This window comes from Chryseobacterium cupriresistens, from assembly GCF_046614675.1.
GTDB classification, from domain to species: Bacteria; Bacteroidota; Bacteroidia; order Flavobacteriales; family Weeksellaceae; genus Chryseobacterium; species Chryseobacterium cupriresistens.
This window is the reverse complement of the sequence record NZ_JBKKJT010000003.1, coordinates 127,922-151,448: the sequence shown is the minus strand read 5'-3', so window position 1 is coordinate 151,448 and position 23,527 is coordinate 127,922. Positions and strand designations below refer to the sequence as shown.

The following is a 23,527-nucleotide window of genomic DNA, read 5'->3' as shown; positions in this document are numbered from 1 at the left end:
AGTTATAGGAAGTAGGAAAAGTAGTTGATATTTCCCATTCCCCTCCTCTGGAGGAGCGGGATGGTTTTCCAACGCATTCCTCCCCAACCTTAAACTTTGAATTTGGAACTCATTAAGCCTTATATTTCCTCATAAACTGCGTGGGAGTCATTCCGGAGCTTTTCCGGAATACTCTTACAAAGTAGGAATATTCTTCGTATCCCAGTCTAAAGGCAATTTCCACCAAACTCTCGTCGAGATACATGAGCATTCTTTTGGCTTCCAGCACTACCCTTTCAGTAATGACATCAGTTGCTGTTTTTTGAACAACAGTCTGGGCAATCCTGTTCAGATGTTTGGATGAAATACCTAACAAAGAGGCATAATGCGTAATGGACTTGTGTTTTGTGAAGTTTTGTTCAATCAGATTTTCGAAATCCTGATAATGTTTAAAATAAGAAAGTCCGGCAGCAGAATCCATTGTATCAAAATCTTTTGAAAACAATCTTGCAGCATTAATAAAAATCTGAGACATTAGTGATAAAATCAGACCTTCTTTCATAATGTTTTTAGCCTGATGCTCTTCTCCCAGTTCTTTAAATAAACTCATGTTTTTCTTCAATTCCTGAGCGTTCAATTGTAGTTTTCGCGGGAAAGATACGGATCCGAAAAACGGAAAATTTCTGAGTTTCTGATTCACATAATGCATTTCATAAAATTCCTGGGAACAAAAGAAAATGTAACCGTCTATATCTTCCGAAAGCTCCCAGCTGTGAATCTGTCCCGGTGACAAGAAGAAAAGACTTCCTTCAGAGACTTCATATCTTTGAAAATCGATCTCATGCACTCCTGTTCCTTTGGTAAAGAGAACTGCTGCATAGAAATCATGTCTGTGAGGCTTCTCTATATGACGATGTCCCAGCACCAAATGACTCTTCATGGTGTTAAAATAAAAATCTGAAGTATTTTTACCCGCCTGGAAAAGATCGATATGAAGAACGGAGATCGGATTCATTGATAAATATCTTAAGGATTCACAAATTTAGATAAAAAGAACCGGTAATAGCTGCTCTTCTTCTCTGTGATGACCAAATGGCTGTTTTGTGATGATTTTACATCTTTATTTTTCCTTTAAAACAAAGTCTGACCGCACTTTTTACAATATATTTTGGATGAAACTTTAAAAAATTTTTATCTTTGAAGTTTAGGAGTTGTAAAATGAAAATAAATTTACCTGATAAGCTGTATTATTCTATAGGAGAAGTTGCGAAAGCATTCGATGTAAACACTTCATTAATACGTTACTGGGAACAGGAATTCCCTATTATCAAGCCTAAAAAAAACAGAAAAGGGAACCGGTATTTCACTCCTGAAGACATTAAAAATCTTCAGATGATCTACCATCTCGTAAAAGAAAAAGGATATACCCTTGACGGAGCCCGTATCGCTCTGACCACCAACAGTAAAATTTCCGAAACCATTACTCTGATCGACCGCCTGGAGTTTGTAAAAGCTGAACTGATCAAGCTGAAAGAGTCTTTAGGAGAACGGGAAGAGGATTAAATGCTTTGAAAATATAAAACCTCCGCTGCAATGAATTGCAGCGGAGGTTTTTATTGATAGTAACACATGGCAAAACCAATGATTCATTATTGCTTTTTGTCCAAAATTATTCTTCTTTCTTAAAACTCACCACCAGATATTCTCCGTTTGAACAGTATTTCTTACAGCTGTCATCTTTAAAGTTTTCAGGCTTTTTGGTGTACTCTTCAATATACCTCGCACTTTCAGCTGTATCAGCCGGAACTATAACAATATGGTAATTGTCAGCCACTGTACTATCGGCTTTTTTTAATGCCTCTTCCTTGTATTTCAATGCTTCAGTGTAATTCATATTCATGATCAATTAATAAGGTTAATAAGTATGATGAAAAAATTACAAAAACCAAGCCGTTTGAAGAAATGCTATATAAAAAGCAATCAAGAATTTCAGTATCAATTACGAAATTATATCGCATAAAAGACAATATTCCCTTCACCTTTTAAACCATAAAACACTTTCTCTTTATCATCTTTAACCATTTCATTATCAGCTATTGCAGTGCTTTATTTTTATTAATACGTTTACTGTGTGATGAGAAAAAACTATTACCGGAAACTGGCATTGATGGTCACATTGCTGACTGTTTTTTTAGCCTATCAGAAATACACCAGTCGTGAAAAAGAACCTTTTCCTGAAGTTACCTTTATCAAAGATTCTTCAATACGGGATCTATCAGATTTTGATCCTAATATCCTGGACAAAGAACAGTGGCTGAAACTTGGATTTTCAGAGAAACAAACTGCTACCATCCTTAAGTATAAAGATATGATAGGAGGAAAATTTACTTCAAAAGAGCAGTTGAAAAAATGTTATGCTATTTCCGAAGAGAAATTCAGTGAACTTGCCTCATTCATTTTACTTCCTGAAGTAACAGGAAAAAAGGATCCAAAAGGATTTCCTTCCTACGGAAAGAAAGAAATTCTGGTTTCAGCGAAATTCAATCCTGATCGGTTTTCTGTCCACGACTGGCTTAAGATGGGTTTCAGTGAAAAGCAGGCAGAAGCTATTATAAAGTATAAAAATTATCTAGGGGGAAGTTTTATCAGTAAGGAAAAGTTTAAAGAATGCTTCATCATTTCCCCGGAGAATTACAGCAAAATCGAACCTTATCTTTTGCTGCCGGCAAAAACTCCGGAAAACTTCAGGAATTTTACGAAGGATAATACTGTGAAATCCAGAATTCAATATCATATTTTTGATCCTAATCAACTGGACTTAGAGGGCTGGAAAACACTTGGATTCTCAGAAAAACAAGCAATCACAATCCTCAATTACCGGAACCGCAATTTAAGAGGAAACTTTAAAAGCCTGGACGATCTGCAGAAATGTTTTGTGATTTCTGCTGAGAAATTTCAGGAAATGAAACCTTATATCAAACTTCAGGAAAAACAGCAGGAAAAAACAGACTTTTCAAAAACAGACCTTAATACCATTACGTTTAAACAGCTTATAGAATTCGGACTGGATGAAAGAAGTGCGGGTTCAATCATTGGTTTCAGAAAGAAACTGGGAGGTTTTATGAATAAGCAGCAAATTCTAAGTACTTACAATATCGATCTGGATCTGGTTCAGAAACTGATTTCAATAGCTCCGTTGAATACATCAGATGTTCCCCGGTACTCATTAGTAAATGCACCGGAGGAATGGCTTAAAAATCATCCTTATTTCAAGTACTCAGCAGATAAAATCATATTCTACAGAATCAGTAATCCTGATGATAAAAAAATATGGAAACTCTTAAAACTGAAACCTGAGTATGAAGAAAGAATGAAATTATATGTAAAATAACGTGACAACAAGAAGTTGACATAAACTCTTCCAAAATAATATTCCGGAAGAGTTATACTGTAAATAATGTCCTACATTTTAGTGATGCATATAACTGCCTGGTCCGTTAGTTCCTTCAATAGATTCCGGTAGAATTCCATATTTATTCCTTAAATCTACTGTTCCTAATTTTTTCCCGGAATTAATATCAATGATACTAATCGTACCGGAATTTAAGTTAGGAAGATCCAATAGATTATTCTGTACTGCTACAACATCTTTTCCTGACTTGGTTTTAAAGAAAGCCATATGATGCGCCCCTCTGTCAGCTTCAAAAGTCTTCAAAAGCTTTAGCTGGGGAAGATTATTTATATCAAAAACAAGCACTCTTCCAGGATCTGCAAAACTTACATAGAGCTTGTTTGTATCATCAATATACATTTCAAGCGCCCAGCCTAATCCTTGTGTACTTCCGTCAAAAATCTTGGTAAAAGCATCATATTTTTTGGTTGCGGTATTGTATGGGGCAATCCAGATATCACCGCCAAGCATTGTTGTAGCAAGTGCATATTGTGGAAATTTTCCGCGAAGTAACAACACCTCAACCGGAGCGGACAAATCTGCTGGTGAGTCTGCTACCTGGTATGTTTCCTTGATTTCATAGGTATTCAGATCTAACAAAGTACAGGTATTTCCCATTCCTGTCGTAAGATCAGGGTGAATGGTAGAAGTCACCATCATTAATCCTTTTTCCTCATTAACGGAAATGCCATGCGGATACATGATAAACTTACCGGGATTAACCTGAATGGGAGCTTTAATCGTTTTGATAAGCTGATTATTATTAGCATTAAAAACGCCAATACTTCCGTCTTTCGGACCTCCTGCCCCACCCATAAAGGTCATAAAATATCTACCGTCATTTGTGAAAAACAAGTTTTCACCTACTGTATTCTCGCCCGTATCAATAGGAGTTGCACTGATTAATTTCGGCTGTCCGTATTGGTCTTTATCCGTTTTTATTTCATAGAGATAACTGCCTCCCAAAGCAGTGGTGAACATTTTTTTTGCATCCAGATTGTAATAAATATGATGGGGCAATACCCCATTACCCAATTCAAGCTTACTGCTGATGTTTCCAAAATTCGGAGCTTCAGGATCAAGTTCTATAACGGCTATTCCGTCTGATGACCCTTTTATGCTTCTGTAATCAATGTAAAACGAGGTATTATGAGGATGATCGGGATTGTGGTTCTCATTCAGGCAACCCGTGGATATTACCAGAATAACAAACAAGAACACTGAATTCATTTTTAATTTCATGGTTTTGTGATTATCATTGTTAGTATTATAAATATAAAACATTTCCAATGAAAACAAAAACATATTACACTAATATGTGAAAAATAATAAATGACATTAAAAATAATGCTTCCTGTAGTTAATACAAGGAAGCATGAAATTAAAACCGTTAAAGTATCTTGGATATTTTTAATCAAATGTTTTACTGGAATCTACCAGCAAAGAGTTTAAGGTATTAAGCTCCTCATCAGTCATATCTCTCCATTTCCCTATCGGCAGATCAAGTTTGATATTCATAATACGGATTCTCTTGAGTTTTTTAACTTCATACCCCAGATATTCGCACATTCTCCGGATCTGTCTGTTCAGTCCCTGGGTAAGGATAATTCTGAAATTCATTTCATCAATCTTCTCTACCTCACATTTTTTAGTCACAGTATCAAGGATAGGAACTCCATTTCTCATTTTCTCCAGGAATTTTGGAGTGATCGGCTTATCTACACGAACCAGATATTCCTTCTCGTGATTATTTCGAGCTCTCAGGATTTTATTGACAATATCACCGTCACTCGTTAAGAGAATAAGCCCTTCACTAGGTTTATCCAGTCTTCCGATAGGAAAAATTCTTTTCGGGTGGTTGATATAATCTACGATATTATTTTTTTCACGTTTGGTATCGGTAGTACAAACGATTCCTACCGGTTTATTAAAAACGATATACACAGGTTTTTCCTGAGGCTCTCTGATGGGTTTTCCGTCTACTTCTACGAGATCCTCATCAGAAACTTTGGTTCCCAATTCAGGAATTTTCCCGTTTATCTTAATTCTGCCTTCCTCCAAAAGTTTATCTGCTGCTCTTCTCGAACAGTACCCTGCTTCTGATAAATATTTATTAATACGTGTCTTTTCCATTAGTCTTTTCCGTAACCGGTATAATTTTTATTGCTGAAAAGGGTAATTCCATAGCTCAGCCCTATGAAAAAACCGTCAGCTCCGTCTTTCAGCCGATGTGATTCAAAAACAATTCCTCCTTCCTGGCTCAATCTTTTTGAATAGGAAACCTGCATTCCCAGTCTCCCGCCCCAGAATTCAGTATCTGAAACAGCAGAGTGATTAAGCTGTTTTCCATAATTAATATCGATATAAAAAGGTCTTTCGCCCGGAGAAAAAATAATCTTTGGTTGAATAACCCAATAAATCAGATGATAATTATCCTGGATAAAACTATATTTAAATCCTGTTCCCAATGCAAAGTTAGGAAGAAAATTATATCCACCCACAGCAGTAATCCCATAAGTAAGATTTCCTAATGAAGATCTGTTTTCAATATACTGCGAATTGCTGGTCTGGTTCTTCTTATTAATATTAAATCCTACATTCAGAGAAGGATTGAAGTAAAAATCCATTTTTGATTTTCCAGTTTCTGTATCCTGAGAAAATGCTTTACAAAAAGAAAATATTAATAAGAAAATGGATAATTTTATTTTCATAGGCTTTCGAATCTGTACTCGTTATTCAGGAACTGATCTGTAGCATCTTCAATGGCATAATCACCAATTTTGGTACGTCTCAGCTGTGTCAGATAAGCTCCTACTCCCAGTTCCTGCCCGATATCATGAGCCAGACTTCTGATGTATGTTCCTTTTGAACAGCCTACCATGAAACTCACCAAAGGAAAATCGATTTTTATGTCTTTGATATAATGGATGGTTGTTTTTCTTGCCTTCATTTCCACTTCTTCACCTGCTCTGGCAAGATTGTAAGCTCTTTCGCCATCAATTTTAATCGCTGAATAAACGGGTGGTTTCTGTTCAATTTCCCCAACAAATTTTTCCAGCACTTCTTTTACCTGTTCTTCAGTAATATGAGAGATATCCTGGTGAAGAATTTCAGGTTTTTCGGTATCATAGGATTCTGTTTGCACACCGATCTTGATCTCTGTCCAGTATTCTTTGGGAGCATCCTGAATTTCAGGAATTTTCTTTGTAAATTTTCCACAGCAGACAATAAGAAGCCCGGTTGCTCTTGGATCTAAGGTTCCGGCGTGTCCGATTTTAAATTTCTTGGGAAGATCAAATTCCCTTTTAAGTTTATATTTCATTTTATTGACAGCCTGGAAGGAAGTCCAGTCCAAAGGTTTGTCCAATAAAAAAATGTATCCTGATTTCAGTTCTTCAGCAGTCATGAATGAGTATAAAAGATTTCTTATTTAAAGAAATAGAAATAAATCAACAGAGCTATTCCTACAAAAATACGGTACCAGCCCCAAGGTTTGAATCCATATTTGTTAAGCACACCAATAAATGCTTTAATGGCAATAAGTGCTACAATAAATGCAACGATATTTCCAATTACAAAGATCATAATATGATCCTGTGAAGACATAATCATTTCATATCCTTTCTGCGGATTTGCGGTTTCTTTTCCCCAGGTCTTAACAAAAACTGAGTACACGGTTACAGCAAGCATGGTAGGGACTGCAAGGAAAAAAGAAAATTCTGCAGCAGCCTTTCTGGTAAGGCCTTGTGCCATTCCTCCAATAATAGAGGCCGCACTACGGCTTGTTCCCGGCATCATCGCAAGACACTGCCAGAAACCAATGGTAACAGCATTTCTTACGGTAATTCCTTTTTCATCATCAATTTTAGGATTCCTGAACCATTTATCTGCAAACAATAAAACTACACCACCCAACACCAATACAGAAGAGATCGCAATCTGGTTCCCAAGAACGGCTTCAATTTTATCATCGAATAAATACCCCAACACCAAAGCCGGAACTACAGCAAATGCAAGTTTAAAATAAAACTGAATATTATTTAAGTCAAAAAACTTTTTCCAGTATGCCACTACGACAGATAGAATAGCTCCAAACTGAATAGACACCTGAAACATTTTTAAAAATTCTGTTTCTTCCAACCCCATAAGATTCGCAGTAAATCCCATATGTGCTGTAGAGGAAATCGGAAGATATTCCGTCAACCCTTCTACAATGGCAATAATAATTGCTTTGATTAAATCCATATTCTTTTAAAAATTAAAAAGATTAAAAGATTTAAGAATTAGAAAAATCAGCTCATTGGCTTACATCTTTCAATTCTTAAATTTTTTAATCCTTAAATAAAATTATTTTATTTATTTTCTTTTTAAGATCGCGTACACTTCTATTGCAAATCCTATAACAACAAACAAAGGTGCTATTCTGATTCTTCTGATAGAAAAGATCCCGTCATTCCATGAGTTAGGATCAAATTTCCCGTCTACTGTATTGGCATCAGGTCCCATCATAAGTAGAAATCCTACTACAATGAAGGCTAGTCCGATCAGCATCCATTTGAAATTCTGCTGTCCGAAATAGAAAGCGTTTTCCTGTGGTACTTCAGCTTCATGCCCGTAGTCTGAAGCAGAAAATTTATTTGTTTTTTTGCTCATTATTAAGAGTAATATAAATCGTCAACGTTTGATTTCAAGAACCTCCATGTAGCGAAAATGGTACTTAAGACAGAAATAAAAATTCCAACACCCAGTACCAGGATTACTAACCAGAAGTACTGGTTGTTGTCCTGTACGAAAGCAGAACCAATCTGACTGGTGAAATAATACCAGACTCCGCCCAAAGCGAGAAGACCTATTACAGAACCGATAGCTCCTAAAATAATAGCTTCCACAATGAAAGGTTTAAGGATAAATCTTCTTTTCGCTCCTACCAGCTGCATTGTTTTAATAATAAATCTCTTTGAGAATATTTTCAGACGGATAGAGTTGTTGATCAATACAACTGCCAATATCAGGAACAGGACTGAAAATCCTAAGATCCATTTCAGGATTCTGCTCAGGTTATTGTAGACATCTACCATCAGAGTACTGTCATTTTTAACATCAATAATTCCGGGAACGGATTTGATTTCTTTAATAGCTTCATCAATTTTTGCTGGATCTACGAACTCCGGCTTTAAAGCCACTTCAATAGAAGAAGGGAAAATATTTTCCTCAAACAATGCATCACTGTCGATTCCCATACTTTTCTTGGCTTCTTTTGCCGCCATTTCTCTTGAAATATAAGTCGCTTTTTTTACAGGAGCTAATAACTGTACCTTTTTAAAAGTTTCTTCCTCAAGTTTTGCAATTTTTACAGAATCTTTAGCGTCATAGTTTTCATCAAAGTAGGCATTCACTACCAACTGTTCTTTGATATAGTCAGAATACTTCTGGGCATTAATCAGAATAAGCCCCATTAATCCTAACAAAAATAACACTAAGGCAATACTTATCACTACTGTAATATTGCTGGACCGAAGCCTTTTCTTATTAAATTCATCTACAGATTTAGCCATTAATATTAAAATTTTTGGCTAAAATAGAAAAAATCTTCCGAAATTTGGGACGAAATAAAGAAAATCACTGTTAATAAAATCATAAAAAACTTTGAGTGTAAAAGCAAAAAAACATCTTGGACAGCACTTCCTGACAGATGAAAATATCGCAAGAAAAATCGTAGAAGGTCTTAGTTTTGAGAGCTATAACAACATCATGGAAGTAGGTCCCGGAATGGGCGTTCTTACCAAATATCTTCTTGAAAAGGATCAGAACATTTACCTTGCAGAAATAGACACGGAATCTATAGAATATCTGAAAAACAACTATGCAAAAGTAACTGAAGAAACTTTTGTAGGTGATTTTCTGAAGCAGGATTTCAGTTTTATCAAGGATGATCAGATTGCGATCATTGGTAATTTCCCTTATAACATTTCGTCACAGATTCTGTTTCAGATTGTAGACCATTACCAGCTGATCCCGGAAATGGTAGGAATGTTCCAGAAAGAGGTAGCGGAAAGAACGGCGGCTGTTCCGAGAACTAAAGATTATGGTATTCTTTCTGTTCTGATACAGGCTTATTATGATGTATCTTATATGTTTACGGTACATGAAAATGTCTTCAATCCTCCTCCAAAAGTAAAATCGGGAGTCATCAGGCTTACAAGAAACCCTAAAGAAGGGCTTGCGGGCAATGAAGTACTGTTTAAACAGATCGTGAAAACAGGTTTCAACCAAAGAAGAAAAAAGCTTTCCAATGCTTTAAAAACACTCAATATTCCTGAAGCCTTGAAAGGGCACGAATTTTTAGATAAGAGAGCAGAAGAACTGAGTGTAGCAGATTTTATACACTTTGCAAATCTGTGGAAAGAAAATCAATAAAACAATCATTATAAAGCTTCCTTACCGGGAGCTTTTTTGCTGAATACATTACAATACACTGTCCGTTAAAAGCAGAAAGCCTTTCAAATAAATTCGAAAGGCTTTCTTTTATATTACATTATCAATTTTAGTTTCTGTTTTTCAGCATGATCCATCCTGACCAGTTCATCTGAGCTTTTGATTTCGGATATTCAAAATTGAACTTATACCAGTATGTTGCTGTAGGAAGTCTCTTACCACTTACCGTTCCGTCCCAGACTGGATTTTCTTTTGAGAACCTGAACATTTCCACTCCATATCTGTCATAGATAGAACCCGTAAAGTTTTTAAAGTCTCCAAGAGCCTTAAGATCCAATACATCGTTAATTCCATCTTCGTTTGGCGTAATGATATTGTTGATCTGCAATGTAAAGAATTCAAGAGATCCCACACAATGCGTACCTACTCTTCTTACCAAAACAGTATAGTTTGTATTGTCTAAAAGATTCGTAAATACATTTGAATCCTGCCATGTGATACCACCATCAAGAGAATATTCCAAAGTGCTTGGTGTATTGTTCATTGGCGGGTTTTCAGCTGTAATTGTTACTGTTTTTTTGATGCTTTCATAATTTAATGCAGTAACAAAAGGAGTTGCTGCCCCCATTACTTTGGCTTCAAAAACTTTCTTACAGATACCATTATCAATTTCTACTGAGTAGATTCCCCATTGGTCTACATCAATTTTCCGTGTTGTAGCACCTGTACTCCAAAGATATTTATAACCATCACCGGCTCCTGCATCCAGAGTGACAACATCACCGACACACATTTCAACGTCTTTTAATGTAGAGGTAATTTCCGGTGTCACTTCAATTCTGATCGTTGCCGGATTAAGAGATTTACATCCTTTTGCTCCAATTGCATATACTGTAAATGTTGTAGTCTGATATAGAGTAACCGTCTGCATATTCCCTGTTCCCATGAAATTGCTCCAAAGATACGTATCTCCTCCTTCAGCCGTAAGGGTTACAGATTCTCCCGGACAGATTTTTATTCTCGAAGATTTCACTTTAGCGGTTGGTGTTGCTTCTTTCTGCAATGTCAATTCTACAATTTTGCTACAGAATCCTCCATTGGAAACAAGAACATACAGAATCTGGCCATCGTTACCATTATAATTTAAAGGTGTCTGGATATAGTTGTTATTCTGTGCAACAGCATCCGCCTGATTTTCATAAAATTTAAAGATTGCTCCAGGCGTTGGGCTGATGGTAGGCATAATTGTACTTAAATCGAAAGTAGTAATATCCGGTGTGGTACAAAGCAGTAATGTAGCATCCTGAGCCTGAGGTGTTGTTCCTCCGTGAATCTGGATTGAAGCTTTACCCGGACATGGATTACCAGGAACACTTACTTCGATTGTATAAGTACCAGGCTGTATTGCAGTAATGGTATTGGTTGTAGCATTCGGGATTGGTGCTCCATTAAAGAACCACTGGTATACAAGGTTAGGATCATTTACAGAAGCTGTAATGACCTGAGGTACATTATCACATACATTAATATCTGAAGGCAGTTTTGTTCCTGCAGGATCTAAAAGGTCTACCCCGATATTGAAAGATCCTCCTTCAAGGAATACAGCAGAATCATAACTATGGTCACTGTAATCAGCAATTACCATTTTGAAATGGTATTCCTGTCCTGCCACTACTGTTGCTGTGGCAGTCAATGGAATTGTTCTTCCGTTAAAGTTGGTTTCAACGTTACCTGTGTTGTAACCGGCAAAATACTGCTCGTTTACCGCACCACAACTGGTTCCGATTGCAGGGTGGATATTGGTAATACTTACCGGACCTGCACCTCCCGGAAGTACAGCCATATTCACATAAGGTCCACCTGAAGTAGGTCTCAACAAGATGGCAAATGCATCTGCAAAGGTACAAGGGAAAGATCCAGTATATTCTTCTGATGCAATAAGGTAATTAAATTTGATCTGAGAAGTTGTTGGAACGAAGTCAAACTCCAAAAGAACGGCATCATTCAGTCTGCTTTCCACAACCCCGATTACCTGTGCAAGATCAGCATCTGAACCTCCACCGTTAACATCACTCAGACCACCTTCAAAAGTATTACCAGCTCTTCTTGCATACCCTGTGGAAAGAATAAGCCCGTCTTTAAAAGGGAAATTGGTTGCAGCCTTATGAAAATATCCCCATGCTCTGTTTGCCTCACTTGCAGCGTGGTTAGGAGTAATTTTTACATTGGTTACATTGGGAGTAAGGCAGGTATTGGTCCCGGAGGAGATCAATACATCTTTAACCATTTTTTCAATAGTGTAAGCGGTTTCAGGATACTGCGGAGCATTCACATCAATAAAAGCACCAGCTCTTGCAGACAGATTTGAGGGTGTTTCTTTGGCGTGTTTTCGTGGTGGCAGGTTTTGTGAAAATAAAAAAGTCGAGATGACTAAAAAAAATAAACAAAGCGGTAGATATCTTCTCATAATATTTTTGTTTCAACAAATTTAATTTTTTTTTAAATATCTCATATACATATTTGCATTTTTTACTATAAAAAAACAAAACAAAAAGCATTTACAGTAAATTTTCATTAATCAATCCCTATCCGGACAAATCATACCTGTTGTACCAACATCGTATTACAAATAATTTTAACATATTTTCCACTTATTTTACATAATTCACAAAAGACGATTAAATATATTCATCAAATCAAAAAAAAAATCTTTCATTACTGAAAGATTTTTTGATCAATTTTTATTTTTATAAAATCTAGTTTCTGTTCTTCAGGAGAATCCATCCTGAACGCTGTTCCATTTTCTTACTGGCTGGATTTTCCCATTGTACCCTGTACCAATAAGTAGCAGTAGGAAGATTAACTCCCTTTAAAGATCCTGTCCAGATAACATTTCCTTTACTTGCTTTGAATACTTCTGCACCGTACCGGTCGAAAATAGAAGCTGCGAAGTCTTTGTATCCGCTGATTCCGGTGAAATCAATAGTATCATTGATACCATCCATATTAGGGGTAATAGCGTTGCTGATAATGAATGTAAAATAATCCAGCGAAGTACCGCATTTAGCACCTTTCACTCTTACCATTACAGTATACATGGTATTGTTCAAAATACCTGTAAACACATTCGATTCGTGCCATGTCAATCCTCCATCGATGGAATATTCTAAAACTCCGCCTGTAGGGTTACTTGCCGTAAGCGTAAGAATATGATTATCATACACAATATTGGTAAACTGCGGCAGATCAGGATTAATAAGCTGTGCCGAAAAAGTTTTGGAACAAACCCCATTACTGATTGTCACAGAATATGTTCCGGGAATATTAGTTGTTATGGTTTGAGTAGTGGCTCCCGTGCTCCATACATAAGTATAGTTTGGTCCTGAACCGGCATCCAGTGTTCCTTTATCTCCGGCACAGACAAATACATCTTTTAATGTAGAAACGATTGCAGGAACTACTTCAATAGTAACTTTAGCCGGATTCACAGAGCTACATCCGTTTCCTCCCAATGCATATACTGAATATTCTGTTGTTGCTGTAGGAGTAACTACCTGAGTGTTTCCGTTTCCTGTGAGGCCTATCCAGTTATATGTAATTCCACCTGTAGCAGTCAATGTTACAGATTCACCTTCACAGATTTTTAATTTAGATGCGGTAAGGCCGGCAATTGGCGGACCTACCTGAACAGTAACTGACGCTGGTGTGGCAGAAATACATCCGTTAGCTCCAACGGCAAATACCGTATATACAGTAGTTGTGGTAGGCGAAACAACCTGGGTGTTTCCATTTCCTGTAAGGCCATTCCCCCAGTTATAGGTTACCCCTCCGGAAGCCGTTAATGTTACGGATTCTCCTACACAAATACGGGGTTGTGATGAAACTAATGCAGCAACAGGCTGTACTTTATCTTCCTGTACTGTTACTGTCGAAGTAAATGTACAGCTCAGATTTCCTGGCTGTGAAACATTCGTCACTGTTAAAGTATAGGTTCCGCCGGCGCTTACCACAGGGGTAAGTGTATTAGCTCCTGAGACAATAGTACCTCCGGTGGTTGTCCATGCAATGGTAGATCCTACCGGTACAACAGATGCTGATGCATTGATGGTAACCTGTGGTGTTGTACAGGTAATTGTTTGTGGTGCAGCAATGGTAAGCGTAGTTTGAGCCGTGCTTAATAACTGCAGAGATACTACATAGCTGCAGCCTCCATTACTTACCAGTACATAAATAGTCTGGCTTCCTCCCGGCGGCGTATATGTTGTAGGTGCTGCAATAAAGTTTCCGTTAGCAGCATTGGCATCAGCCTGACTGACGTAGTAAGTAAAAGTAACTCCTGCAGTTGTGGTGATCTGGGGCTGGGCTTCCGTAAGATTATAAGTTAATCCCGGCTGATAACATTTATGAAGTGTTGCATTTTGCGCTGTGAAAGGTTCTGAAACTTCTATCGTTATCGTTGCAGGGTTTTGAGAAACACAGCCATTCGCTCCTACTGCTGTTACGGTATAAGTGGTGGTGGCAGTAGGTGAAACAACCTGTGTACTTCCGTTTCCTGTAAGGCCATTACCCCAGTTATAGGTAGCTCCACCTGAAGCGGTAAGTGTTACAGAATCTCCTTTACAGATTTTTATTTTGCTTGCTGTAAGCCCGGTAACCGGCGGAGCACTGTTTCCTGTCACGGTTACAGTTCCTACCGCTGTACAGCTGATATTTCCTGGCTGATACACTTTTGTGATGGTTAAAGTATAAGTTCCTGCAGCATTAATCACAGGATTTAAAGTCGTTGCTCCTGAAACAATATTCCCTCCCGTAGTCGTCCAGTTGAAAGTAGCTCCTGCCGGATAAACGGAAGCTGATGCATCCAGCGTGGTCTGAGAATTGTTACAGGTAAGCACTGCCGGAGGGGCAATGGTAGGTATCATCTGTGGAGCTTTTACCAGTTGGAGTTGTGCTACTTTTGCACAGAAACCGTTGGCTACTCTTACATACACCGTTCCACCCGCACTCTGATGAGCTGTTGGATTAGGGATTGTATTGGCATTTCCTGCATTGGCATCCGCCAAAGTAGTATAATATGAAAACACAGCTCCCGGAGTAGTACTTATAGAAGCTTGTGCTGATGTTAAATTAAAAGTTGCATTTCCGGCAGCATAACAGGCTGTTAATGTAGCATTCTGTACTGTAGGAGATGTTCCGCCAACTACTGTAATAGTAGCTTCCCCCGGACAGGTATTCCCCTGGATGAAAACCTTAACGGTGTATACCCCTGGTGCTGTTGCCGTGTAACTTGCATTGGTAGCTCCTGCAATCGGAGTAGTACCCTGATACCACTGATACGTTATATTAGGTCCCTGCACAGAGGCTGTAAAAGTTTGTGGTGTATTATCACACATATTAACAGAGTCAGGAAGCTGCACGCCAGCCGGATCCAGGATTTTCACCCCGATATCAAATGATCCTGCTTCAAGAAATACTGCTGAATCAAAGTTGGGATCCTGATAATCCGCAAGCACAATTTTAAAATGGTAGGTTTGCCCGGGGATTACAGTTGCTTTGGCAGTAAGAGGAATGGTACGTCCGTTGAAATTGGTTTCAATCTGAGCGGTATTGGTTCCTCCGTAATAGGCTTCATTCTTAGGCCCGCAGTTTTGATATTGCGGGTGTATATTCGTTACACTTACAGGTCCTGCTCCTCCCGGAAGCACTGCAAGATTGGTATAAGTAGGATCTGTTGATTTTTTTAACAGCAGGGCAAAACCGTCTGTGATGGTACATGGAAAGTTTTGCTGGTATTCTTTAGAAGCAAATAAATATCTGAATGAAATTTCAGTAGAGGCAGCCACAAAGTCAAATTCTATAGAGGTGGCATTCGTGAGGTTATTATTACCGATTCCCAACGCATTCGCAAGATCTATATCACCTCCAGTTCCAAGATCATCACTTAAAGTTCCCTGAAGAGTGTTCCCTGCTTTATTGGCATATCCGGTAGAAAGGATAATCCCTTTGCTGAAAGGAAAATTGGTATTTGATTTATTAAAATATCCCCAGCTTCGGTTCTGGTTGGTAGCGGCCAGGTTGGGGGAAACGGTTACATTGCTTACACTTGAGCTGGTACAGGTGGAACCTCCGGATATAAGAACATCATTGATCAGCTGAGTAATAGGATAGCCGGATTCCGGGTAACTTGGTGCATTCACATCTATAAAGGCACCTGCTCTCAAAGAAGCAGCAGTAGGTTTTGATGCTATTTCTACCCTTCCTTTATTTTGAGCCAAAATAAAGTTTCCCATGAAAGCTAAAAATAACGCTAAAAATAAATTTCCTATCCTCCTATTTAACATTTTATATTATTTTAAACAAAAATACTATTTTTTTTAATTGAAATTCAAGTTAACACAATTTACATTATTACTAACGCAAATTTATTTATGTTAGAATATCAACTTTGTTTATTTTAAAATAATAAAAAAAGACTGACAAAATAGTCAGTCTTTCAGTTATAGTTCAAATTATTCTATATTTTTAAGCAATATCCAGCCTGTTTTCACAGTAAGTTCCTTGCTCGCAGGATCTTCGAAGGTTACCTGATACCAATATGTTGAAGTAGGAAGCTTTTTACCTTGGAAATATCCGTCCCAATACGGTCTGGTCTTCGCTGCTTTAAACACTTCTCTTCCATATCGGTCGAAAACCTGTCCGCTGAAGTCTTTATAATTAACCACACCACTGAAATCTATGGTATCATTAATATTATCCCCGTTTGGAGTAATTACATTTTTCATGACGAATGTAAAGAATTCAAGGAAACCGACACAGCTTGTAAATTTAACTCTTACCCTGATCGAAATGATTTTATTTTTAGGGACATTATTAAATACATTGGAAGACTGCCATGTAACTCCGTTATCTACTGAATATTCCAGGATACCGTTACTTGGATTATTTGCTGTAACGATCATGGTTCCACTCTCATTATAATCCACTTTTATCACTTCCGGAATTACAGCTTTAATCACCTGAGTTTCGAACTCTTTTGAACAAACCCCGTTACTGATTACTACTGAATACTCCCCAGGAGTACCTACTGTAATGCTCTGACTCGTTTCACCAGTACTCCACTGATAGGTATATCCTGGTCCTGAACCAGCATCCAGAATAATTTTATCTCCCTGACAGATATGGCCTCCTTTTAAATTTGAAACAATAGCCGCTACTACTTCAATGGTAATACGTGCCGGCTGAAGAGATTTACATCCCTGTGCTCCGATAGCATATACTGTGTAAGTGGTAGTCTGAGTTGGGCTTACCGTTCTGATTCCGCCGGTAGCGGCTGCTGAATCACTCCATTCATAGGTTACACCGCCGGTAGCGGTTAACAATACGGATTCTCCGGCACAGATTTTCAATCTTGGTGCTGTAACCAATGCTGTTGGTGTTTCTTCTTTTCTTAACGTTAAGGTTGCAATTTTACTACAGAAAGCACCATTGGAAACCAGAACATATAATATCTGTCCATCTGTTCCTGTATAATTGGTAAGATTGGTGATATAACTGTTATTTTGAGCCTGCGCATCAGCCTGATTTGCATAAAAACGGAATACCGCTCCCTGCGTTGTACTGATCAGAGGTTTTGCTGTTTCCAGATTAAAACTGGTAATTGCTGGTGTGGTACAGAGCTTAAGTTCAGCATTTTGTACAGTAGGGCTTGTTCCTCCAATAATGGTAATAGTAGCTTCGCCAGGACACTGATTTCCCGGAACCATTACTTTTACCGTATAAACTCCCGCCTGGGTAGCTACATACACGGCACTGGTTGCCCCCGGAATGGCCACTCCGTCTTTGTACCATTGATAAGTCATGCCCGGAATTGCTGCCACCTGTGCTTTCAATTGTTTTGGAGTATTATCACACATGTTGATACTGCCCGGCAGCACTACTCCTGCTTCATCTACAATTTTAATTCCTACGTCAAAAGATCCACCCTCTAAGAAAACTGCAGAGTCATGAGAAGGATCTTTTGCATCAGCCAATACCATTTTGAAATGATAGGTCTGCCCTGGAATTACATCTGCAACAGCTGTCAGAGGTGTTGTTCTTCCATAGTAATTAATAACCAGATGCGGATTGGCCAAAGCCCCGAAATAATTAGCATTGATAGGCCCACAGCTGAATCCGTTTCCTGCAGGAACGATGTTGGTTGCGCTTACAGGTCCGGCACCTCCCGGCAGTACAGCCAGATTGGTATAAGTAGGATCTCCCACTTTTTTCAGCAAAAGAGCAAAGGCATCGGAATACCCGTCACAAGGATAGTTGGAAGTATATTCATCTGAAACGAAGATATAATTAAATTTCACCTGATTGGAATTCGGAACGAAATCAAATTCAAGAGCCACGGCATCCGTTAAGCTAACGGTAGCTCCGGTAGCGGCTACAAGATCTGCATCACTTCCTGTTCCTACTGATTGTCCTACAGCTGACACATAGCTATTACCGGCTTCTGAAGCGTATCCTGTAGTAAGGACGATACCATCGGTAAAAGGAAAGCTGGTAGTTCCTTTATGAAAATATCCCCAGAATCTGTTGCTGTTAGTCACATCATGATTCGGAGATACGGTAACGTTGGTTACATTGGCTGTTGTACAGTTGGTACCGCCATTGATCAGAATATTCTTTACCAACTGCTCCGGTGTATAATTGGAAGGTGTATATGGAGGTACATTCACATCAATGAATGCTCCAGCTCTAAGACTGGCCGCAGAAGGTTTTATTTTTTCGGACTTCCTGACGGGTCTCGTCTGAGAAAATGTGGAAGCAGAAATCAATAAAAAAGAAAAAAGGAAAAAATAGTTTTTTAGTCTATAAATTAACATTTTGTTTTCATTTGTTCAAATGTAGCAAAAATAATTATACTAATTCCCCCTTAACCACTACTATTTTATAATTCATCGTGTACATTCACAATAAATTTTTCTTATCGTTACATTTTCCATAAATCATTAAACCGAACAATTCAGACATAAAAAAACAGACTAAGAGGTTTAGTCTGTTTCCATTTTTAATAAACTTATTCCGTCTGTTTATCATCTTTTTTCAGCTGATCTATTTCATTTTGTAACTGCGAGATAATATCCTTTAAAGCTTTAATTTCATTTTTGTTGGAGCTTACATTGCTCTTGAGCATTACATTTTTCGCTCTTTCATTGTGGTCTTCCTCATCCTCTTCTTCGTTGATCTCTTCAATATCCTCACTGATTTCCTCAATGTCTTCCTGGATATCTTCAATATCCTCATTGATCTCTTCAATGTCTTCGCTGATTTCTTCAAGATCTTCCTGAATGTCTTCGATATCTTCGCTGATCTCCTCAATGTCCTCCTGGATATCTTCAATTTTCTCGTGGCTTTTATTCACAGACATCTGAATGAAGATTGCCAGATAAATAGCTTCCAGGGAAAGTACGGTCGTAAGAATCAGAAGCATTTTATCAAAATCAACGATATTCAGCATCGGAAGTAAAAACGAGGTAAGGAACAGCAGAGTATGAACAATCAGGGACTGAATAGATCCGATCCATGAGGTAATGCTGTCTGCAATTTTCTCAAGAACTTCTGTTTTTTCGTTATATTTTTTCATCCTTTCTATTTTTACAACAGTTCTTTTGTTACTCCTAATCCAAACAATGCAAAATCATATTTTGCAGGGTCTTTTTCATCAAATTTTCTGATGGCAATATCCAGCTCCTCCACTGTTTTCCAATCATTTTGTGTCCTCGAAACCAATCCCAGTTTTCTGGAAATGTTCCCGGTATGTACATCCAGAGGAATGGAAAGATATTTTTGATCAATATTTTCCCAGATTCCAAAATCTACTCCTCTTTTGTCTTTACGCACCATCCATCTTAAAAACATAATAATCCTTTTGGCAGAGGAATTCTTATAAGGTGAACTGATGTGTTTATGGCTTCTGTGCTTTTCTGTTTCCAGAAATCCGTTTCTGAATCTTTCTATGGCATGCAGAAAGTTATTTTCTGTCTTTTTTACTTTAAATAAACTTTCCAGACTCTCATTTTCATTATAAATTCTGTTGAACTGTCTGATAAAATAAGAGAAATCCTGTCCGTTGAACGTTCTGTGAATACTTTTATCCTGAATACTTTCCAGATCTTTTTCAGAATAACTCATTACAAAATCATAGGGTGAATTTCCCATAATATCAAGCATTTTATCTGCAGAATTAATGATCGACTTTCTGTTTCCCCAGGAAATTGTTGCTGCCAGAAATCCTGCAATTTCAATGTCCTGTTTTAAAGAAAAGCGATGCGGAATCTGTATCGGATCATTTTCAATAAAATCAGGAGCGTTATACTGATCTGCTTTTTCGTTGAGAAAATCTCTGAGTTCTTCAAATTTCAGCATATTATTTTAAATCTTTACACTCTCCAATGCTTTTGGCAGAAATGTATTGGGAAATATTTCTCTCGCCTCATCAGTAAATACGGTCAGGTCCCCGTATCTATTAGAAAAGTGGCCTAAAATCAACTTTCCGACCTGAGCTTTCTGAGCTATCGTAGCAGCTTCCAAAGCTGTGGTATGACCTGTATAATCAGCCATTTCCTTAAGATCATGTAAGAATGTGGATTCATGGTATAGAACCGTTACATTTTTAATAATCGGGATGACACTTTCAAGATAACGGGTATCACTGCAAAATGCATAGGATACCGATGGAGCCGGATCAACAGTCAGAATTTCATTTTTAAGAACATAGCCATCACTCAGTACAAAGTCCTTCCCTGCTTTGATATTGTGATAATCGCAGGTTTCAATTTCGCTGTATTTCGCAATCTCCTTCATATTAAGATGTCTGTCTTTTGGCTTTTCTTTAAAAAGATAACCGTTACAGTAGATTCTGTGATCCAGCGGAATAGTATATACTTCTACCCTGTTGTCCTCATATATTTTTTCAGAATAATCTTTATCCAGTTCATGATAAATCACTTCAAAACCACGGTGGGTTTCTGTGATCTGAAAAATAGTTTCCAGCATCTTCTTAATACCTTTAGGACCGTAAACATGCAAAGGCATATCTCTTCCTAAGAGACGGAAAGAAGCTATAAGCCCTGGCAGCCCAAAACAATGATCTCCATGAAGATGAGAGATAAAAATATGATTGATTTTTGAAAATCTTGCTTTTGCTTTTCTCAGCTGAACCTGTGTACCTTCTCCACAATCGATCAGGAAGAGTCTTTCTTCCATTTCCAGCAGCTGTGCTGTGGGTGACGTGTTGATGGTCGGAATCGCAGAGTTAAAACCTAATATTGTTAAATAAGTACTCAAATCAATAATTTATGATGACAAATGTACAACAGAAAAACTAAATGGGGATTTCGCCCTGATATGTAAACTTAATCGGTTACTTTTAAAAAATCCATAAACAGGTCTAATGCCTGTTTGCGGTGGCTGATTTTATTCTTGTCTTCAGGATCCATTTCTGCAAAGGTTCTTTGATATCCTTCAGGAACAAAAATCGGATCATATCCGAAACCTTTGAAACCTTTATTTTCTGTCAGTAAATTTCCATGAACTCTGCCTTCAAAATATTGCGCCCCGTTTTCATCATAATAGCAAAGAACCGTTACAAAATAAGCCTTTCTGTTTTCAATTCCCTGCATTTCTGCCAATACCTTTTCGATATTTTTTGCAAAATCATGGTCTCCGGCATAGCGGGCTGAGAAAATCCCAGGTCTTCCATCCAAAGATTCTACGACCAAACCGCTGTCATCTCCCAAACTTGGAACACCTGTTTTTTCAAAGCAATATTTAGCCTTGATCAGGGCATTGGCATGAAATGAATCTCCGTCTTCTACAATTTCTTCGTGAATATTATAATCGGTAAGACTTTTCACCACGCAGTCACTTCCCAGGATCTGTTGGATTTCTTCTTTTTTATGTTCGTTGTGTGTAGCTACTAATAATTCCATTTCTATATTCATTTTCAATTTTACTTTTTAAATCGGGTAACTTACATTTCAGCATAATGCACTTTATACTTTTTCATAAACAGGTAATAGAATAAGGAGAAAAGTACAATTCCTGCAGCTAATACAAGCCATTCTGAAATATGAAGAACTTTTGCAAAACTCTCATCTTTACCATAAAGAACCAACAATGACAGTGTTAAATTATTAAACGCATGCAGTAATATCGGCATCAGTAAAGATTTTGTTTTATAATAAACCAATCCAAGCACACAGCCCAGCATCACTGCACTGATAAACTGCCATGGATTTCCGTGAACTATTCCAAAAATAATGGAAGCATACAAAATTGCTTTCCAGGGTTCTACTCCTTTATTAATCAATCCTTTCTGGATAATTCCTCTGAAAATAATTTCCTCAAAAACGGGAGCCATAATAACAGTCATGATAATCATTATCACCGGATTATCTGTCAATTGACTCATCAGCCTTGTAAAATATTCATAAAAATCTCCAAAAAAAGGCCCTGTAGTTGGGATCTGAGCGGCTACAAATTCAGAAATAAACATCATTCCCGCCATCATTGGAAAGATGAGGAGATAGGTTGAAAAATTAACTGATGACATGTTGAAATTAAGCTTTTTTTGCGTGGTACGCCTTACGATAAAAAAGTCAAAAAAGGCAATAGCAGTAAGGAATCCTACAGAATTTGCTACCATCAGAAACCAGTCTTTCAATTCAATATTTTCCCTGAAAACCACTTTCCAGAAAGTACTGAATAAAGAAACGGCCATTGTTCCTACGAATAATCCAACCACCAAGACAACACCGCCCAACCATGTAAACGTAAACTTCGGATATTTGCTATTTTCCATCCTTTCTCTGTAAAAAGTTTATGAAAAACAAAGATAATTTTTTTGACTGCTACAGGCAACTAAAAAAGGATTTTCTTATTTTCGTTCCTTTATCCATGAACATCACAAAATGCATACAGAATTTCCATTCCAAAAAATTGAGTCTACCACCAACAGATGGATGACCATTGTCCTGAATGCTCTTTTCTTTGTGATCTTTATTTCTTTCGCTTTGATTTTCGTTTTGGGCCCTGCTTACGGAATTTATAAAAGAGGATTTGAAGCCATGCTGTACCCTGCCTTGATCAGTTGGGGACTTTCATTGTTGATTTTGATTCCTGCGATCCGTTATATTATTAAAAGGAAAAAGCCGGCCCATACAATTGTGGTTGATGAAACCGGCCTCTTATTTTATAATTCAAGAAATGAAATTGCAGATCAGATCCTCTACACAGATCTCCGGCCTTCAAAACAGAATTTTGATATTTACACAGTCAATCCGGTAGGATCAGGAATCACTCCTTTACTGGAGGTAACAGTCTTATCAGATAAAAAAGAAGAAACAACAAGGCGTATTGATATGAATCTACCTTTTAAAGTGGTTAAAAATAAATCTGCTTTGTATGCTCATTTTCTGCACGGCATTGTTATTTTCCGTCCTGATTTAACGATAGATCCTTTTGCTTTCCGTAACTACTCTATTGACACAGAAACATGGAAAGTAAACAGCAATGGAATTTCTCTGGGAGGCTGGCTCTTATTTCTGGCAGCACTCATAATTACCGCACTTATATGCGGGCTAGTTTTTTTGTTAACTGAAATCAAGAATTAAA

21 protein-coding genes are annotated in these 23,527 nt (G+C 37.7%); 4 read left to right on the top strand and 17 right to left on the bottom strand.

The annotated features are described in order from the left end of the window. Positions 1-112: 112 nt before the first annotated feature. Positions 113-994 (bottom strand): AraC family transcriptional regulator, encoded by an 882-nt coding sequence (locus ACLI50_RS09620; RefSeq protein WP_202838506.1) that lies wholly within the window; start codon positions 992-994, stop codon positions 113-115. 203 nt (positions 995-1,197) lie between these two features. On the opposite strand from ACLI50_RS09620, the gene ACLI50_RS09615 reads away from it, so the two are divergent. Then, positions 1,198-1,542 (top strand): MerR family transcriptional regulator, encoded by a 345-nt coding sequence (locus tag ACLI50_RS09615; RefSeq protein WP_062671077.1) that lies wholly within the window; start codon positions 1,198-1,200, stop codon positions 1,540-1,542. Between the two features lie 106 nt (positions 1,543-1,648). Here the strand turns inward: ACLI50_RS09615 and ACLI50_RS09610 are convergent, their stop codons facing one another. Then, positions 1,649-1,873: a hypothetical protein gene (locus ACLI50_RS09610; RefSeq protein ID WP_202838507.1), complete on the bottom strand. Its 225-nt coding sequence runs from the start codon at positions 1,871-1,873 to the stop codon at positions 1,649-1,651. A gap of 240 nt (positions 1,874-2,113) precedes the next feature. On the opposite strand from ACLI50_RS09610, the gene ACLI50_RS09605 reads away from it, so the two are divergent. Continuing rightward, on the top strand, positions 2,114-3,370 hold the full coding sequence (locus ACLI50_RS09605) for a ComEA family DNA-binding protein (protein ID WP_411413640.1): 1,257 nt from the start codon (positions 2,114-2,116) through the stop codon (positions 3,368-3,370). Between the two features lie 78 nt (positions 3,371-3,448). Here the strand turns inward: ACLI50_RS09605 and ACLI50_RS09600 are convergent, their stop codons facing one another. The 7 genes from ACLI50_RS09600 to ACLI50_RS09570 all read right to left on the bottom strand — a co-directional run bounded on the left by ACLI50_RS09600 (position 3,449) and on the right by ACLI50_RS09570 (position 8,985). Next, a complete protein-coding gene (locus ACLI50_RS09600) occupies positions 3,449-4,660 on the bottom strand; it encodes a YncE family protein (protein ID WP_202838509.1) in 1,212 nt (403 codons plus the stop codon). 180 nt (positions 4,661-4,840) lie between these two features. Then, a complete protein-coding gene (gene rluF / locus ACLI50_RS09595) occupies positions 4,841-5,563 on the bottom strand; it encodes a 23S rRNA pseudouridine(2604) synthase RluF (RefSeq protein WP_110009312.1) in 723 nt (240 codons plus the stop codon). Next, the gene (locus tag ACLI50_RS09590; protein WP_202838510.1) at positions 5,563-6,057 is read right to left on the bottom strand and encodes a hypothetical protein; all 495 of its coding nucleotides are present in this window, start codon (positions 6,055-6,057) and stop codon (positions 5,563-5,565) included. Before ACLI50_RS09590 ends, rluF begins: the two co-directional genes overlap by 1 nt. Before the next feature lie 80 nt (positions 6,058-6,137). After that, positions 6,138-6,836: a tRNA pseudouridine(55) synthase TruB gene (truB, locus tag ACLI50_RS09585; protein WP_110009310.1), complete on the bottom strand. Its 699-nt coding sequence runs from the start codon at positions 6,834-6,836 to the stop codon at positions 6,138-6,140. 20 nt (positions 6,837-6,856) lie between these two features. Further along, positions 6,857-7,675 (bottom strand): undecaprenyl-diphosphate phosphatase, encoded by an 819-nt coding sequence (locus ACLI50_RS09580; protein ID WP_202838511.1) that lies wholly within the window; start codon positions 7,673-7,675, stop codon positions 6,857-6,859. A 111-nt stretch (positions 7,676-7,786) separates the two neighbouring features. Further along, the gene (locus tag ACLI50_RS09575) at positions 7,787-8,083 is read right to left on the bottom strand and encodes a DUF3098 domain-containing protein (RefSeq protein ID WP_110009308.1); all 297 of its coding nucleotides are present in this window, start codon (positions 8,081-8,083) and stop codon (positions 7,787-7,789) included. 2 nt (positions 8,084-8,085) lie between these two features. Beyond that, the gene (locus tag ACLI50_RS09570) at positions 8,086-8,985 is read right to left on the bottom strand and encodes a cell division protein FtsX (RefSeq protein WP_110009307.1); all 900 of its coding nucleotides are present in this window, start codon (positions 8,983-8,985) and stop codon (positions 8,086-8,088) included. 91 nt (positions 8,986-9,076) lie between these two features. Here ACLI50_RS09570 and rsmA point away from each other — a divergent pair, with 91 nt between their 5' ends. Further along, on the top strand, positions 9,077-9,847 hold the full coding sequence (gene rsmA, locus ACLI50_RS09565) for a 16S rRNA (adenine(1518)-N(6)/adenine(1519)-N(6))-dimethyltransferase RsmA (RefSeq protein WP_110009306.1): 771 nt from the start codon (positions 9,077-9,079) through the stop codon (positions 9,845-9,847). Positions 9,848-9,974: 127 nt separating this feature from the next. On the opposite strand, the gene ACLI50_RS09560 is transcribed toward rsmA, so the two are convergent. The 8 genes from ACLI50_RS09560 to ACLI50_RS09525 all read right to left on the bottom strand — a co-directional run bounded on the left by ACLI50_RS09560 (position 9,975) and on the right by ACLI50_RS09525 (position 22,715). Next, a complete protein-coding gene (locus ACLI50_RS09560; protein WP_202838512.1) occupies positions 9,975-12,332 on the bottom strand; it encodes a choice-of-anchor L domain-containing protein in 2,358 nt (785 codons plus the stop codon). A 289-nt stretch (positions 12,333-12,621) separates the two neighbouring features. Continuing rightward, positions 12,622-16,206 carry a choice-of-anchor L domain-containing protein gene (locus ACLI50_RS09555; RefSeq protein ID WP_411413639.1) on the bottom strand — a complete coding sequence of 1,195 codons (3,585 nt, stop codon included), beginning with the start codon at positions 16,204-16,206 and terminating at the stop codon, positions 12,622-12,624. A gap of 168 nt (positions 16,207-16,374) precedes the next feature. Beyond that, positions 16,375-18,735: a choice-of-anchor L domain-containing protein gene (locus ACLI50_RS09550; RefSeq protein WP_411413638.1), complete on the bottom strand. Its 2,361-nt coding sequence runs from the start codon at positions 18,733-18,735 to the stop codon at positions 16,375-16,377. Positions 18,736-18,929: 194 nt separating this feature from the next. Then, a complete protein-coding gene (locus ACLI50_RS09545) occupies positions 18,930-19,496 on the bottom strand; it encodes a DUF1003 domain-containing protein (RefSeq protein ID WP_202838515.1) in 567 nt (188 codons plus the stop codon). 11 nt (positions 19,497-19,507) lie between these two features. Next, entirely contained in the window at positions 19,508-20,278 is a 771-nt protein-coding gene (locus ACLI50_RS09540) for a TIGR02757 family protein (protein WP_395972929.1), read from the bottom strand. A gap of 6 nt (positions 20,279-20,284) precedes the next feature. Next, positions 20,285-21,199, bottom strand: a complete 915-nt coding sequence (locus ACLI50_RS09535; RefSeq protein ID WP_110009301.1) for a ribonuclease Z — start codon at positions 21,197-21,199, stop codon at positions 20,285-20,287. Positions 21,200-21,267: 68 nt separating this feature from the next. Next, on the bottom strand, positions 21,268-21,843 hold the full coding sequence (gene rdgB / locus ACLI50_RS09530; protein ID WP_395972927.1) for an RdgB/HAM1 family non-canonical purine NTP pyrophosphatase: 576 nt from the start codon (positions 21,841-21,843) through the stop codon (positions 21,268-21,270). A gap of 41 nt (positions 21,844-21,884) precedes the next feature. Continuing rightward, positions 21,885-22,715, bottom strand: a complete 831-nt coding sequence (locus ACLI50_RS09525) for a CPBP family intramembrane glutamic endopeptidase (RefSeq protein ID WP_110009300.1) — start codon at positions 22,713-22,715, stop codon at positions 21,885-21,887. Positions 22,716-22,824: 109 nt separating this feature from the next. Here ACLI50_RS09525 and ACLI50_RS09520 point away from each other — a divergent pair, with 109 nt between their 5' ends. Continuing rightward, positions 22,825-23,526 carry a hypothetical protein gene (locus ACLI50_RS09520; protein WP_343643193.1) on the top strand — a complete coding sequence of 234 codons (702 nt, stop codon included), beginning with the start codon at positions 22,825-22,827 and terminating at the stop codon, positions 23,524-23,526. Position 23,527 lies beyond the last annotated feature (1 nt).

Excerpts from the sequence above, each read along its gene's own strand:
- ACLI50_RS09600 (WP_202838509.1), bottom strand. The coding sequence starts at position 4,660 with ATGAATTCAGTGTTCTTGTTTGTTATTCTGGTAATATCCACGGGTTGC.
- rluF (WP_110009312.1), bottom strand. The coding sequence starts at position 5,563 with ATGGAAAAGACACGTATTAATAAATATTTATCAGAAGCAGGGTACTGT.
- ACLI50_RS09610 (WP_202838507.1), bottom strand. The coding sequence starts at position 1,873 with ATGAATTACACTGAAGCATTGAAATACAAGGAAGAGGCATTAAAAAAA.
- ACLI50_RS09555 (WP_411413639.1), bottom strand. The coding sequence starts at position 16,206 with ATGTTAAATAGGAGGATAGGAAATTTATTTTTAGCGTTATTTTTAGCT.
- ACLI50_RS09590 (WP_202838510.1), bottom strand. The coding sequence starts at position 6,057 with ATGGATTTTTACTTCAATCCTTCTCTGAATGTAGGATTTAATATTAAT.
- ACLI50_RS09615 (WP_062671077.1), top strand. The coding sequence starts at position 1,198 with ATGAAAATAAATTTACCTGATAAGCTGTATTATTCTATAGGAGAAGTT.
- ACLI50_RS09560 (WP_202838512.1), bottom strand. The coding sequence starts at position 12,332 with ATGAGAAGATATCTACCGCTTTGTTTATTTTTTTTAGTCATCTCGACT.
- ACLI50_RS09545 (WP_202838515.1), bottom strand. The coding sequence starts at position 19,496 with ATGAAAAAATATAACGAAAAAACAGAAGTTCTTGAGAAAATTGCAGAC.
- ACLI50_RS09520 (WP_343643193.1), top strand. The coding sequence starts at position 22,825 with ATGCATACAGAATTTCCATTCCAAAAAATTGAGTCTACCACCAACAGA.
- ACLI50_RS09550 (WP_411413638.1), bottom strand. The coding sequence starts at position 18,735 with ATGTTAATTTATAGACTAAAAAACTATTTTTTCCTTTTTTCTTTTTTA.
- ACLI50_RS09525 (WP_110009300.1), bottom strand. The coding sequence starts at position 22,715 with ATGGAAAATAGCAAATATCCGAAGTTTACGTTTACATGGTTGGGCGGT.
- ACLI50_RS09605 (WP_411413640.1), top strand. The coding sequence starts at position 2,114 with ATGAGAAAAAACTATTACCGGAAACTGGCATTGATGGTCACATTGCTG.
- ACLI50_RS09570 (WP_110009307.1), bottom strand. The coding sequence starts at position 8,985 with ATGGCTAAATCTGTAGATGAATTTAATAAGAAAAGGCTTCGGTCCAGC.
- ACLI50_RS09580 (WP_202838511.1), bottom strand. The coding sequence starts at position 7,675 with ATGGATTTAATCAAAGCAATTATTATTGCCATTGTAGAAGGGTTGACG.
- truB (WP_110009310.1), bottom strand. The coding sequence starts at position 6,836 with ATGACTGCTGAAGAACTGAAATCAGGATACATTTTTTTATTGGACAAA.
- ACLI50_RS09575 (WP_110009308.1), bottom strand. The coding sequence starts at position 8,083 with ATGAGCAAAAAAACAAATAAATTTTCTGCTTCAGACTACGGGCATGAA.
- rdgB (WP_395972927.1), bottom strand. The coding sequence starts at position 21,843 with ATGGAATTATTAGTAGCTACACACAACGAACATAAAAAAGAAGAAATC.
- ACLI50_RS09620 (WP_202838506.1), bottom strand. The coding sequence starts at position 994 with ATGAATCCGATCTCCGTTCTTCATATCGATCTTTTCCAGGCGGGTAAA.
- ACLI50_RS09540 (WP_395972929.1), bottom strand. The coding sequence starts at position 20,278 with ATGCTGAAATTTGAAGAACTCAGAGATTTTCTCAACGAAAAAGCAGAT.